At 63.8% G+C, this 13,844-nt stretch carries 12 protein-coding genes and 1 pseudogene; 3 read left to right on the top strand and 10 right to left on the bottom strand.

Annotated features, from left to right (window positions below):
* The first annotated feature begins 283 nt into the window (after positions 1 to 283).
* The 3 genes and pseudogenes from DY262_RS21605 to DY262_RS09865 all read left to right on the top strand — a co-directional run bounded on the left by DY262_RS21605 (position 284) and on the right by DY262_RS09865 (position 2,620).
* Positions 284 to 793, top strand: a complete 510-nt coding sequence (locus DY262_RS21605) for a hypothetical protein (RefSeq protein ID WP_139147118.1) — start codon at positions 284 to 286, stop codon at positions 791 to 793.
* A 46-nt stretch (positions 794 to 839) separates the two neighbouring features.
* Positions 840 to 1,424 (top strand): annotated as a pseudogene (locus DY262_RS09870) (SDR family NAD(P)-dependent oxidoreductase).
* 263 nt (positions 1,425 to 1,687) lie between these two features.
* Complete coding sequence (locus tag DY262_RS09865; RefSeq protein WP_070400783.1) at positions 1,688 to 2,620, top strand: YozE family protein; 933 nt, start codon at positions 1,688 to 1,690, stop codon at positions 2,618 to 2,620.
* Positions 2,621 to 2,798: 178 nt separating this feature from the next.
* Here the strand turns inward: DY262_RS09865 and DY262_RS09860 are convergent, their stop codons facing one another.
* The 10 genes from DY262_RS09860 to DY262_RS09815 all read right to left on the bottom strand — a co-directional run bounded on the left by DY262_RS09860 (position 2,799) and on the right by DY262_RS09815 (position 13,782).
* On the bottom strand, positions 2,799 to 3,509 hold the full coding sequence (locus DY262_RS09860; protein WP_083293313.1) for a TetR/AcrR family transcriptional regulator: 711 nt from the start codon (positions 3,507 to 3,509) through the stop codon (positions 2,799 to 2,801).
* 92 nt (positions 3,510 to 3,601) lie between these two features.
* On the bottom strand, positions 3,602 to 4,753 hold the full coding sequence (locus tag DY262_RS09855; protein ID WP_070400781.1) for an acyl-CoA dehydrogenase family protein: 1,152 nt from the start codon (positions 4,751 to 4,753) through the stop codon (positions 3,602 to 3,604).
* 45 nt (positions 4,754 to 4,798) lie between these two features.
* The gene (locus tag DY262_RS09850; RefSeq protein ID WP_070400780.1) at positions 4,799 to 5,587 is read right to left on the bottom strand and encodes an ABC transporter ATP-binding protein; all 789 of its coding nucleotides are present in this window, start codon (positions 5,585 to 5,587) and stop codon (positions 4,799 to 4,801) included.
* Between the two features lie 60 nt (positions 5,588 to 5,647).
* Entirely contained in the window at positions 5,648 to 6,898 is a 1,251-nt protein-coding gene (locus DY262_RS09845) for an ABC transporter substrate-binding protein (protein WP_083293312.1), read from the bottom strand.
* A gap of 81 nt (positions 6,899 to 6,979) precedes the next feature.
* Complete coding sequence (locus tag DY262_RS09840) at positions 6,980 to 8,038, bottom strand: branched-chain amino acid ABC transporter permease (protein WP_070400779.1); 1,059 nt, start codon at positions 8,036 to 8,038, stop codon at positions 6,980 to 6,982.
* On the bottom strand, positions 8,035 to 8,919 hold the full coding sequence (locus tag DY262_RS09835; protein WP_070400778.1) for a branched-chain amino acid ABC transporter permease: 885 nt from the start codon (positions 8,917 to 8,919) through the stop codon (positions 8,035 to 8,037). Before DY262_RS09835 ends, DY262_RS09840 begins: the two co-directional genes overlap by 4 nt.
* A complete protein-coding gene (locus DY262_RS09830; RefSeq protein WP_070400777.1) occupies positions 8,916 to 10,883 on the bottom strand; it encodes an AMP-dependent synthetase/ligase in 1,968 nt (655 codons plus the stop codon). The genes DY262_RS09835 and DY262_RS09830 overlap by 4 nt, the downstream gene beginning before the upstream one ends.
* Positions 10,880 to 11,677, bottom strand: coding sequence for an ABC transporter ATP-binding protein (locus tag DY262_RS09825; RefSeq protein WP_070400776.1), 798 nt, complete (start codon positions 11,675 to 11,677; stop codon positions 10,880 to 10,882). Before DY262_RS09825 ends, DY262_RS09830 begins: the two co-directional genes overlap by 4 nt.
* A gap of 78 nt (positions 11,678 to 11,755) precedes the next feature.
* Positions 11,756 to 12,517, bottom strand: a complete 762-nt coding sequence (locus DY262_RS09820) for an SDR family NAD(P)-dependent oxidoreductase (protein WP_070400775.1) — start codon at positions 12,515 to 12,517, stop codon at positions 11,756 to 11,758.
* A gap of 26 nt (positions 12,518 to 12,543) precedes the next feature.
* Complete coding sequence (locus DY262_RS09815; RefSeq protein ID WP_070400774.1) at positions 12,544 to 13,782, bottom strand: thiolase family protein; 1,239 nt, start codon at positions 13,780 to 13,782, stop codon at positions 12,544 to 12,546.
* Positions 13,783 to 13,844 lie beyond the last annotated feature (62 nt).

Here is a 13,844-nt window from a genome sequence, read left to right as displayed (position 1 = left end):
GCCACGGCGACCAGTTACTGGACCGTCGACTCGCTACTGACGCGGTGAGGTTTTTCGGGTTGGCCCGTCCTGATTCCGTAGGACATCGAATCGGCCATTGGTCTAGAGAATCTCTACGTGCGCTACAGAGCGTATCAACGACCAGGGAGAGACAAGAAATCCAACGGAGAAAAGTGCTTTCAACCTAAACGATATCGAGCGCAGCACTTGCGCCGAAAGCGCCCGCACCGCTGATTGAGTTCACCCATGCGGTGCTGAACACTCCCTTATGTAAGCCGCATCGATGACCGCGGTCGACTACCTGCGCATGGGATTCGACCTGCAGGATTCCAACATGCTGTGGCTTGGCAGACAGAAGCCAACGAGCGCATTGCAGTTGTGGTGCAGCCACCAGTTGGCCGAACACGTCTCCAACGAGGAGTACCGCGCCGTCTGCTACGCAGAGACGGGAATTCGAGAACGACTCTCCCTGCTGGCGGTGTTCCGCGATGGCTGCCGCGTAGCCGTGAACCTCTGCCGCAGCCTTTCCCACCCTGATTTCGACGGAAAAGACATCTCTGCGTTGACTCAGAAGGCACGACTTACCTGCAGCGCGGTAAGACGCCACATGCAAGTGGCGAGGCAGGAGAGAGCGACAGCCAAGCTCTCCAGGCACACCATGGCGGCTCTCTCGGGACGAGAGCGGCAAGTCATCACCCACGTGCTGGAAGGAATGACAATGCCTGAAGTGGCACGGCAACTGCCCACCGCGAAAAGCAGGCTCAGTCCGAGACGTTGCTCCAAGGCAAAGTGATTCTTGGGCAGTGAAGTCACTCAACGACGACAGGGTTCACGTGCACATGACCGATGTAAGACGCGCCGAGGACGTTCGTTCGTTCATCGAAGCCGCGCGCCAAGCCTGGGGCCGCATCGACGTATTGTTCAGCAACGCTGGCAATGCTGGCGTCGTGGCGCCGCTCGCGGAGTACCCGGAAGACGTGTTTGACAGCGTGATGGCTGTACACGTTCGCGGCGCGTTTCTGGTCTGCAAGTACGCTCTTCCGCACATGGCCGACTTCGGCAGCATCATCATCACGAGCAGTGTGGCAGGCGTCATTGGAGCTGAGGGCGTGTACGCCTACATCACTGCCAAGCATGCGCAGATTGGTCTGATGCGCTCCATCTCGAAGGAGGCAGGCCACCGGGGCATCCGAGTGAACACCCTTCACCCTGGACCGGTTTCCAATGACTTCCAGCTCGGCATAGAGCGGCAGATTTCGCAGGCCATCCAACGAGATGCCGCAACCATGTTTGACGAGTAGATTTCGCTGGGACGCCATGCCACTCCTCCGGAAATCGCACGTTCGGCGTTGTATCTGGCGTCGGACATGAGCTCCTTCACTACCGGAAGTCTCCTGATGGTCGATGGCGGCCTGAGCACCTAGATGTACGTGAGACAGGCACGCGACTTTACGAACGTTCAACAGGTAGGCGTCTGGTGCGCTGCTGACGCCTCCAGGGGTACTAGACAATTCGGCCCAAGTGTCGCTATGCTTCGGCTCAAGCCGTTCCGCCGGCTTGCCCGCCCACGAGGCGAAGTCGTACTGACAGCGCGAGTTTCAAGACGAGTCCTGCCTTGACCTTCCAATGGTCGCCGCTGGCTCGGTGTGTGGGCGCATCGGACTTGCCGCGACCGCGGAGTCAAGTCATGGCTACATCTTTCTCTCCCTTGCAGCTCGAGCGCTTCCGCCGCGAAGCGAAGAAGCTCGGCCGCGCACTCTCCATCTGCCACAGCGAAGCCCTGGACCGCATTGCGGTGCAGAACGGCTTCACCAACTGGTCGCTGCTGTCGAAGCACAGCGATAGCTCGTCGCAGGCTGTCGCGGACGCGCCGAAGCCGTTGCGCCCATCCGGTCCGTACCGCTACTACCTGCACGGAGACGTTGTGGAAGACGACCCTACGAAGTGCTATTGCGCCCGTTGTGACGTCTTTTGGCCACTGGACCACCTGGTGCCCACCAGCTATCACACCGACGGCAAGGACGGCGAGCGCTTCCTCTCCAGCCTTGCTCAATGGAACACCTTGCCGGCCGAGGAGCGCGGCCGGAAGTACCGCCCTGACGGTGCCCCGAACGTGCTGGAGACGCCTTTGCGTGCAACACAGGTCGCAAAAGAGGCTGCGCGCGCTCCATTCCATCGCTGGCTCGAAGGCCAGCGAGGTCGCAGTGACCCAATTGGTGATGTCGCTGGCGACATCCAGCGTGACAAATCCTTCCCTATCGGGGCTTCTACCTGGCGCGAGGTGGAAGACTACTTTGCGGGCTACGGCTCACACGTCGTTCGCGCCGCGCGTCAGGCCTGGCGCGAGTTTGAGGGCGGGGAGTTGCGCCATCGCACACTGGCTGAGGCATTGGCCGCAGAGCTCAAGCTGACTGTGGCCGAAGCGCACGAGCTGACCGATGCAGAGGCGATGGAACTGACGAACCACAGTGGGGACGTGCGCACGGGATTCGAGTTCGACTTCACCAACTACGCGTCTCCGAAGCTTGCGGCCAAACTGATGAAGAAGCGCGGTACGCTCAAGCTGACCGTTGACGAGTGGTTCTTCGACGACATCCGCGGTGCGGACTTTCCCAACTGAGAACCTGCGGCCGCCGAAGACCTAAGTCTTTGCGGCCGCAAGGCGCACTTGGCCCGCTCGACCTCGGGCTCGGTACGCCCCGCTTTTGCGGCAGGGTCTGGGTCAATCGACTGTGGCATTCGACTTCTTTACGCGCTTCAGGGCTGGCTGATCACGGTCAATGGTTCCGAACATCGGATCAAGACTTCCCCCTCGCGCCGCCCTTTTCCGGCGCAGCCGGTCGAATGCCATGGGCCAGCAGGCCGATGAATATGTCGGCGACCTGATCCCCACGCAGACGACCTTCTGCGTGGAACCACTGGGAAATCCCGCCGACGGCTCCCATGAACCAGAAGACCGCCAGCTTGGCATCGCACGGTGCGATGGATCCATCCCGTATGCCTTCTTCGAACACCTGGCGCAACTCCAAATCGAACTTGCGGCGCCTCAAGGTGATCTTGCGCTGATCCGCCGCCGTCATCGCAGAGAAGTCGTGGAGGATGGCAGGGGCCCCCATCTCGTCGGTCAGCAGAGAGATGTAGTTCTTGATGAAGGTAGTGACGCGCCCATACCCGGTTCCCTCTGATGCAATGGCGTCTTTCAGCACCTGGTCACCAAGCCTCATCGACAGTTCGTGGCACTCGTAGATCAGCTCCTGCTTGTTCTTGAAGTAGTAATAGAGAGCGGGCTTGGTGACATTGAGCGCGGCGGCAATCTCGTCCAGGGACACGTTCTTGTACCCATGGCGGCCAAAGGTGCGAGAAGCCTCGGCAATGACCGCCTGCTTCTTGAGCTGGTACTGCTCATCCGCGCCACCCACCGCGTTGTTCCACTTAACGCCCTTGCCTGGACGTCTGGCGGCGTTGCCGCGGGGTCTCGACTTAGGCTTGGCGTCAATCTGCGTGCTCATTCTTGCAGTGTCCTCTGCGCGTTAACCCGGATGCAGGCTGGGCTTCGATGATATCGGACAGGCTAATCGCAGCTTCAAGTCGCAAGCCCGAGTCATCCTGCCAAGATCTGGCGCGCAATAATCAGCCTCTGGATGTGGCTGGTGCCTTCGTAGATCTTCGTCACCCGCACGTCGCGGTAATAGCGCTCGACGGGGAAGTCATTCACGTAGCCGTAGCCGCCATGGACCTGCAGCGCAGCCGAACAGACCTTCTCTGCCATTTCGCTGGCAAATAGCTTGGCCATCGCAGCCTCTTTGATGGACGGCAGTTTCGCATCCGTCAGGCGCGCGGCGTACAGCATGAACTGGCGGGCCACGTCCACCTGCGTGGCCATCTCCGCCAGGTCAAAGCTCACGGCCTGCAGTTCGGCGATCGGTTTGCCATAGGCCTCCCGCTCCTTCGCGTAGTGGATCGCGGCCTCCAAAGCAGCACGGGCAATGCCGATGGACAGCGCTGCGATCGCGATGCGGCCATCCGACAGCAAGGAGAGCGCCTTGCCATAGCCACGCCCTTCCTCGCCAACCATGTTCTTCGCTGGCACACGCAGGTTGTCCAACTGGATCTGGGCGGTGTGAGCCGTGTGCTGACCCAGCTTGTTCTCGATTCGAAGGCACTGGTACCCCGGTTCCTTCGGATCCGCGATGAAGAGGCTGAAGCGGTCGCGGGAGCCCGGATCGCCCGTGGCGGCGACCACCAGTGCGAAGCCGGCCTCGCTGCCGTTTGAGATCCATTGCTTGCTCCCATTGAGCACATAGCTGTTGCCCTCGCGCCGGGCCGTGGTGCGGATGGCGGCGGTGTCCGATCCAGCTTGGGGTTCGGACAGCAGGAAGGCCCCGATACGTTGCGCACTGGCCAGCTCGGGCAGAAAGGAGTTCATCTGCTCCTCGGTGCCAAACGACCGCAGCACGTGCGCGGCCGAGTTGTGCACATGCATCATGGTGGCAAAGCCGCCATCGGCTGCGGCGAATTCCTCAATAGCCAGGCAGTACTCCACGAACGACAGCCCAGATCCGCCGTAGGCCTGGGGCGCCAGCATTCCCATGAAGCCGAGTTCAGCCACCGCCCGGATTTCATCGTGAGGCCAGGCGCTGCTGCGGTCGCGCTCGGCAGCGGTGCTGGCCACCACCTCGTTGGCCACGCGGCGGGCCGACTCCCGGATCATCACTTCCTGTTCGCTCAAAAACGCATTCGACACGCTGCTCATTGCTCATCCTTGAATTTTGTCTGTCGGTTCCGACGGGCCATGCCCTCAGCCCAACCACCGCTTGCGGCGGCGATAGTGCTTCATGTCCCTGAAGCTCTTGCGTTCACCTTCCACCGTCAGGCCCAGGTAGAACTCGCGCACGTCCTCGTTGCTCCGCAGGCTGGTCGACGGGCCTTCGAGCACGACGCGGCCACCCTCCATCACATAGCCGTAGTCGGCCAGCTCCAGCGCGACGCGCGTGTTCTGCTCGACGATCAGCAGCGTCAGGCCGCTGGCCTTGAGCTCGGACAGCAGGCCGTAGACCTCCTCCACCATGAGCGGGGCCAGGCCCAGCGAGGGTTCATCGATCATGACCAGCTTGGGCTTGGCCATGAGGGCACGCCCGATCACCAGCAACTGCTGCTCGCCCCCGGACAGGTAGCCCGCCGTGCGGTGACGCAGGGCGGCAAGCCGCTTGATGCGACCATATACCTCGTCCAGCAGGGCCCTGGCATCGCGCCCGGAGCCCATGTGTCCGCCGACCACCAGGTTCTGCTCCACCGTCATATGCCGCAGCACCTTGCGGCCCTCCATCACGTGCACCATGCCTCGACGGACTTGGTCGGCCGGATTGCCCCCCGCGATGTCGATACCATCGAAACTGATGGTGCCGGCCGTCACACGGCCGTCTTCCGTTTTGATCAGGTTCGATATGGCCTTCAACGTGGTGCTCTTGCCGGCACCGTTCGCCCCCAGGAGGGTCACGCATTGCCCGGCAGGCACTTTGGCCGAAATGCCTTTGACCGCGAGAATGACATCGCTGTACAGGACCTCGACGTTGTTCAGTTCAAGCACAGGGGACTCCATTGGAGTGGGCCTGGATCGGAATCGATCCGGATCCAGGCCAGGGTTCATTTACCACTTGTTCAGCACGGGCATGGGAACGTTCTGCTCCAGCAGCTTGTACTTGCCCTTTTCGACCGTGCCGATGTTCACGGCCAGGCCTTCGGTGGGGAAGGGCGCGTCCTTGCCATACTGGAGGTCGGGCAGCACGCCGAAGCTGCGTTCACTCGGCATCGGCGTGGTCAGCAGCGCCGCGCGCACGTCTTCGCCCTTGACGCCCTTGGCACCTTTGGTCTTGATCGCCTGCTCGACGGCACGGGCCACGATCAGTCCCTGGCTCATGCCCATGATGCAGGCCGAGGTGTAGCTGACCTGCGCCTTGTACTTGGTGCGCAACTGCTCGAAGTAGGCGCGTGCCGGAGTGGGATCGTCCGTGGACATGGCCATGCCGTAGACCTCGAAGTTGCCCTCCATCTGCTCCAGCCCGCCCAGGGCCTTGCCCGAGGAAACCAGGCCGTTGTGGGCCGACATGACGATGGGGATGTTGGTCTTGCCCAGGCTCTGAAGTGCACGGCGGGTCGCCACCACGGAGGCCGTGTTGTTGAAGACCTGGAGCACGGTCGCGCCCTTGCGGACCAAGCGGTTCACCTGCTGGGTGAGGTCAGTCGGCTGGGCTTCGGTGTAGACCGTCTCCACGACCTCCAGGATCTTGGGGTTGTCCTTCGCGAACTTCTCGGTGCCCTTGTGGATGTCCACGTAGGCCGGGGAAACCTCGGACGAGATCACGCCGACCTTGATCGGCGCCGTGGAACCCGATTTTTTCTGCAGCCAGGTGTAGAAGGCCGCCACTTCGTGCGGGTAGGTGGCGCGTGCGTTGAACACCCAGCTGTCGCTCTTCCAGGCGAAGCCATAGCCGGCGGTGGCCAGGATCTGAGGCACCTTGTCGTTGGGCAGGCGCTGCTGCAGTGCCGCCGCGTCCGAGCCGCCGATGCCCAGGATCGCCACGGGGTCGAGTTCCGATTTGATGCCGGGCCACAGGCTGGCCACCTGCGCGACATCGTAGCGCGTGTCGTACTCCTTGATGCGAAGCGCCACGCCCTGGGCCTTGCCCACCTCTTCGCTCCACCAGTCCAGAACGCCCTTGCGGCAGCCCGTCATGTCCTTCATGACATCGGCATAGGGCCCCGTGAAGTCGGCCAGGCCGGCGATGTTGTACGTGGTCTGCGCCTGGGCCGTGCCCGCCAGACCGAACACACCCGCGGCCAAGGCGCCGTATTGCGCCAGACGCGCGAGGGCCGACAGACATCCATTGTTTGTATTCACACAAGTCTCCTGATTTTGATCACGCTGTCCAACACGAATCGACCGTCCTCCAGCGCAGCGGACGGCCGCGAAGATCCGGCATCAGTAGGGGTAGGGCCACATCCGGTAGGAACGCTTGAGGATGTTCCAGCGGTGCATCAATCCACGCGGCTCGAAAATCAGGAAGCCGGCGATGATGCCGCCCAGGAAAATGTTCATCGCGGCGAAGACCACGTCGCCGCTCAGGAAGGAGAAGCTCTCGACCAGCGAAGGGCCCACGCTGGTGAAGGATTCCTGCGCAAGCCGGATGACGAACACGCCAATCAATGCGCCCGTCACCGAGCCCATGCCGCCCACGATGATCATGGCGATGAACCAGATGGAGTGGATCAGGGTGAACTGGTCGATCGAGACGAAGCGCACGTAGTACGCCCACAGCCCTCCCCCGATGCCCGCGTAGAACGCACCCAGCAGGAAGGCCAGTGCCTTGGTGCGCACCACGTTGATGCCCATCATGCCGGAGGCGACATCGTCATCGCGAACGGCGGCGAAGATCCGACCGTGCCGGCTGCGGGCCACGCCGTAGGCGCCGGCGATCATGATGCAGGCGACCACCAGGCACAGGTAGTAGACGCCGGTGTCGGTGTCGAGCACCAGGCCGAACAGCCGGGCCGCTTCGACCGTGATGCCGTTGGAGCCTCCCAGCCAGGCCGCGGGCATGTTCAGCACCATGAAATGGAACAGGATCTGTGCCGCGATCGTCGTCAGGGCCAGGTAGAAGCCCTTGATGCGCACGGCGGCCAAGCCGAACACCAGGCCGAACAGAGCCGCGCACACACCGCCCGCCGGCAGCGCGAGCCAGAACGGCAGGCCGCCCTTGGTTGCCAGCAGCGCGGTGGCGTACGCGCCCACTCCCATGAAGGCCGCCTGGCCCATGTTGATCTGGCCGGCCAGGCCGGTGTTGATCTGCAGGCCGATCACCACCACGGCGGTGATCAGCATCGACGTCATCACCGCCACCGCGCGGGCGTCGGCGACGAAGGGCAGCGAGAACATGGCCAGCACGAACAGGACCAGTGTCACGGCCTGGCGGCGCGTGCGCACCAGCGCTTGGTCCTGGGTAAACGAGGTCGCGAAGACGCCTGCGGGATCCATGCTCATACCCTCTCAATGGTTTTCCAGCCGAACAGGCCGGTGGGACGGATCAACAACATCAGCAGCATGATGATGAAAGGGAAGACCGAGCCCAGCGCCCCGCCCACCAGGGGATCGAGGTAGGCCGATGCCAGCCCCTGGATGACGCCGACCAGAATGCCGGCCAGCAGCAGCCCGGCCAGCGACTCCAGGCCCGCCAGCAAGGCCACCGGCAGCGCCGCCAGCCCGATGTCGGAGCTCATCATGTTGATGGAGCGGCCGCTCAGGTGGACCATGGCGCCCAGCGTCGAGAGCGCGGCGCCCAGCATCCAGGCGAAGGCGATCGAGCGCTGCACCGAGATACCCATGGACATGGCCACCTGGTGGTCTTCGGCCACGGCCGTCATCGTCAAGCCCATGCGGGTCCGGTTGAAGAACCAGGACAGGCCAAAGCCGAAGGCGATAGTCAGCAGGCCGCCGTACAGCAGCGAGCGGGAGATGACCACGTCACCCAGGATGATGGGTTCGATCGGAAAGATGATCGGGAACGCGCGCACCTGGGGGCCAAAGAACACCAGCACGATGCCGCGGATCAGGATCAGCAGCCCGATGGTCACCATCACCATCGAGAAGACGGATTCGCCCACGAGGCGAGCGAAGAAGATCCGCTCGATCATCAGCCCGAAGATCGCCGCGCTCGCGAAGGCCACGGGCAGACCAAGCCACATCGGCATGCCCATCTGGATGATGGTCCACCACACCATGTAACCACCGAAGACGACCAGCTCTCCCTGCGCGAAGTTGAACACCTTGGACGCGCGGTAGATCACCACGAAGCCCATGGCCATCAGGGCGTAGAGAAGACCGGTCAATGCCCCGTTGATGAGGTAGTTCAGAAAATCGCTCATGCAGGCCTCCTGCGCTGGGGTTCGGTCGAGGTGTTTGCACCGGATCCGTCGGCATCGTGAATGAACACGTTCGCGTTGAAGTTGCTCCGGCGTCCGTCCTGGTAGGTCACGGGGATGTCGATCCGCACCTCACGGGAGCCGTCGTACAGGCCCTGGATCAGGGCGCCGTAGCGCTCCTCCAGGAACTCGCGCCGCAGCTTGCGCGAACGCGTCAGCTCGCCTTCGTCGGGATCAAGTTCCTTGGGGAAGTTGGCGAATCGCTTCACCCGCGCATGCGCAGGCAGGAACTGGTTGACACGCGCGATTTCCTGGCTGATCAGGGCCGCGATCTCGGGCCGCTGCGACAGATCGGTGAAGGTCGAGAAACCGATGCGCTTGTCTTCGGCCCAGCGCGACAGCACGGCCATGTCGATGTTGATGAGCGCGGCCACGAAATCGCGCTGCTCATCGCCCACGGTCATGATGTCCTTGATGAAGGGGCTGAAGCGAAGGCGCGTCTCGACGAATTGGGGCGGAAAGGTGTCACCGCTGCGCAGCCGCTTCAGGTCGGACAGCCGCTCCAGAAAGACCAGCTCTCCTCGCTCGGTCCTGGTCACGGCATCGCCGGTGTGGAACCAGCCGGCCTTGACCTTGGACTCGACCGAGCCCTCCCGTCGGTAGTAGCCCAGAAAGGGACTCCCACCCCGGATCTGGAGCTCGCCGTCGGAGCTCACCCGCCATTCGAGCGGTGCGCCCGCCTGCGGGTGCGCCTGCATCCAGTGCCCTACGGTTTCCAGATCGAAGCGCTCGCCCTGGTGGCAGGTGAGCAGGCCAGTTTCGGTGGAGCCGTAGATGTTCCGCAGCGGCACGCCCATGGCGTGGAACATGCGAAACACGTCGGGCGCCATGGTGGCCCCCCCGCAACTGGCGATTCGCAACCGGGTCAGGCCCAGTTGGTCGCGCAACGGCCGCAGGACCAGGGCTTCGGCCAGGGGGAACTGCAGGCGATCCAGCCAGCCGACCGGCTTGCCATCCAGGCGGCCGACGTGGAAGGCATGCCCCACCTTCAAGCCCCATTCGTACACGGCACGCCGCACCGGCCCGGCGTCCAGCATGTGAGCCTGCACCGACGAGGCCATGCTTTCCCATTGGCGCGGGGCGAAGGTCATGGCCTCGACCGCCAGTTCCCGGATGTTGGCCAGCACCTGCTCGGGGCTTTCCGGGAAGTTGACCACCATGGGCAAGCCCAGGCCCATGGAAATCCCGTTGATCTGCTCAGTGGCCCAGGCCGGCGCGATGTAGCTCAGGTACTCCATGCCCGGCTGGGCATCGGTGGCCTGGATCAGGCGCTGCGCGTTGTCGATCAGGAAGCGGTGCGTGAGCACCACCCCCTTGGGTTTGCCGGTGGTGCCCGAGGTGTAGGACAACACCGCCACATCGTCGGGCGTGCCCTGCGCCACCAGCGAGCGGTACAATTCAGGGGCCTGCGCATCCAGCTCGCGCCCTTGCTGCTGCACCGCCCCGAAGGTGCTAAGGACGGGGTCCTTGTAGGACCACATGCCCGTGTCGTCCCAGTACACGATGTGGCGCAGCAGCCCCAGTCCGTCCTTGACCTCCAGGCCCTTGTCCACCTGTTCCTGGTCCTGAGCGAACAGGCAGACCGTCTCACTGTCTTCCAGCAGGTACCGGACTTCCTCCGCCGTCAGGTCTGGATACAGCGAGACCACCTTGCAGCCCAGCGCGTGCGCCGCGAATTCGGCCCAGTAGTGCTGCGGCTCGTTCTCGCCCATGATGGCCACGGTGGCGCCGCGCTGCACGCCCATGCGGTGCAGCCCCAGGGTCAGCTCCAGCACATGGCGCTGCACCGCCGAGAAGCTGTACTCGCGCCAGATGCCGCGCTGCTTGTGGCGTTGGGACAGCCGATCGGGCGTGGCCTGCGCACGGCGCTGCAACAGCTGCGGCAGGGTTTCGATCTGGAGCTTCATGGCCCGTCCTCCCCGAGATAGGCCTTCATGACGGCAGGATCGGCCTGGATCTCCTTGGGGGTTCCTTCGGCGATCTTGCGGCCGAAGTCGAGCACCGCAATGCGGTCGGCCAGGTCCATCACCACGCCCATGTCGTGCTCCACCAGTACGACCGGAATGCGTTTGGCCTCGCGCACGTCTAGGATGAAGCGCGCCAGGTCCTCTTTTTCCTCCGCGTTCATGCCCGCCATGGGCTCGTCCATCAAGAGGATGCGAGGATCCTGAGCCAGCGCCCGGCCCAGGTCGACGCGCTTGCGAAGGCCATAGCCGAGGCTGCCCACCGGGGCATGGCGGATGGCCTCGATTTCCAGGAACTCGATGATTTCCTCCACCACTTCCCGATGGGCCACCTCTTCGCGCCGGGCCGCGCCAAAGTAGAAGAACGACTGCGCCAGGTTCGTGCGCATGTGCAGGTGGCGGCCCACCATCAGGTTCTCGACCACCGTCATGCCCGAGAAGATGTGCGTGCCCTGGAAGGTCCTGGCCAGGCCCTGGCCCGCAACCTCGTGCACCGCCATCTGGCGCACGCTGCGCCCGCCGAGCGTGATGTCACCTTTCTTGGGGCGGTAGAAGCCGCTCAGGCAGTTCATGAGCGAGGACTTGCCCGCGCCGTTCGGGCCGATGATGGCCAGCAACTCGTCCTTGCGCACGTCGATGGACACGTCGTTGAGCGCGACGATGCCACCGAACTGCAGCAGCAGGTTGCGGGCCGAGAGCACGACGTCGTCGTGGTGGGCAGGGTGGGCGGCCGTCATGCCGAATGACCTTTGCCAGGTTGGATCATGTCCATCGGGTCTCCTTGTTCAGGTCGTGGCGCGCTTGCACGATGGGCATCAGAGCCGGGCCCCGCCGTCGATGCTTAGCGTGGTGGCATTCAGGTAGGCGTTCTCCACCACGTGGCAAACCAGGGCCGAGAACTCCGGCGCCTGCCCCATGCGGTTCGGGAACAGGATCACGTTGTCGATGATGTTTTGCGCCACCTTGGCCGGCATGCCGGCCGACATGCCGGTCTCGAACAGGCCGGGCGCTAGCGCGACGACGCGCACCCCGTGCGACGCCAGGTCGCGTGCCACCGGTAGCGTCAGACCCATGACAGCGGCCTTGCTCGCGCTATAGGCGGCCTGCCCCATCTGCCCCTGCCAGGCCGCGCCGGACGATGTGTTGACGATCACGCCACGCTCTCCATCCTCGTTGGGCTCGTTGGCCGCCATCGCACGTGCGGCGTGCCGGATGACGTTGAAGGTGCCGGTGAGGTTGACGCCGATCACTCGGTTCCAGAGATCCAGCGGAAAGAGCTCACCCTTGGACAAGGTCTTGCACGGCCCCAGGATGCCCGCGCAGTTCACGGCCACGTGCAAGCCACCGAAGGTGTCGACCGCAAACGCCACGGCGGCCGCCACACTGGCGTCGTCGGCCACATCCACTTTCAGGGTGTGCACGCGCTCGCCCAGCGGGGCCATCTCGCGTACCAGGCGTTCTTCGTCCAGATCGACGGCCACCACTTGGGCGCCTGCTTCGACCAGGGCTTTGCAAGTCGCCAGGCCGAGGCCTGATCCCGCGCCGGTCACCAGCGCTACCGTGTTCTTGATGTCCATGTTGCTTGTCGCTTTGGGTAGGGCGCTCAACGCGCCAGGATGGTGATGCAGGCCACGGCTTCCTCGATGCCCTCGAGGCCCCCGCCGTTTTCTGCCAGGGCGATGCGCGCGCCTTCTACCTGCCGGGTACCGGCTTCCGCGCGCAGTTGAGTCACCAGCTCGTGCACCTGTGCCAGCCCCGTCGCGCCGACCGGATGCCCCTTGGACTCCAGGCCGCCAGAGGGGTTGATGGGAATGCGCCCACCGATGCGGGTGTCGCCCCGCTCGGCGATCACACCGCCCTGGCCGAACTCGCAGAAGCCCAGGTTTTCGGACTGGATGATTTCGCCCATGGCCGTGGCATCGTGGACTTCGGCCACGGAGATGTCGTCCGGCCCCACACCGGCCAGTTCGTACGCCCGGCGGGCCGCCAGCGCGGTGCAATGGCTGGCATGGTCGTCCTCGCTGCGGTCCGAGCCGCTTTGAACGAGGGCTGCCAGCACCCGGATCGCCCGGCGCGTGTCGATGCCCAGCCGCTGGAGCGCGGACCGGCTACACACGATGACCGCAGCGGCGCCATCCGACACCGGCGAGCACATCGGCAGCGTCAAAGGGTAGGTGATGGGCGGGGCGCCCAGCACGTCTTCGATGCTGTAGGCCACTTGGTACTGCGACAGCGGGTTGTGCACCGAATGCGCGTGGTTCTTGGCCGAGACGGCCGCCAGCTGGCGCTGCGTAGTGCCGAAGCTGCGCATGTGGGAACGGGCGAAGGCCGCGTACACATCCATGAACACGCTGTAGGGCTTGGGCGAAGTGGAGCCCTCCGGCACCACCACGTCGCGCCCGAGCAGCATCAGGTTTTCGCGAATCTCGCCTGCCCTCGACAGATCCCAGGCGCTGTCGAAGACCGAGAACATCTTCTGCTTGTCCGCGGTGAACATCTTCTCCGAACCGATGGCCAGAGCCACCTCGCCGGCACCGGAGCGGACGTGGTTGCACGCCAGCACGAACGCGGACGAGCCGCTGGCGCAGGCGTTTTCTACGTTGACCACCGGAATGCGGCCGATCCCCATGGCACGCAGGGCGATCTGCCCGCGGATCATGTGCTGACCATCCATGTGGCCCTGCGAGGTGTTGCCGAAGAAGGCTGCCTGCAAGTCCTCCCGCCGGATCCCGGCGTCCAGCAACGCCGCCTCAGTGGCCTCGCGCGTCAGCTGCTTGATGTCCTTGTTCAGATGCCGGCCAAACGGGGTCATCCCCACACCAACGACGTAGATGTCTTCCAACGCGCTTCTCCTGTACTGGATCGATGGTTGGCGCCGCATCAGCGCCAATCTACTATAAATAA

This window comes from Hydrogenophaga borbori (genome assembly GCF_003417535.1).
Classification (GTDB): Bacteria; Pseudomonadota; Gammaproteobacteria; order Burkholderiales; family Burkholderiaceae_C; genus Hydrogenophaga; species Hydrogenophaga borbori.
The sequence above is the reverse complement of the archived record's forward strand: the minus strand, read 5'-3'. Positions and strand labels throughout refer to the sequence as shown.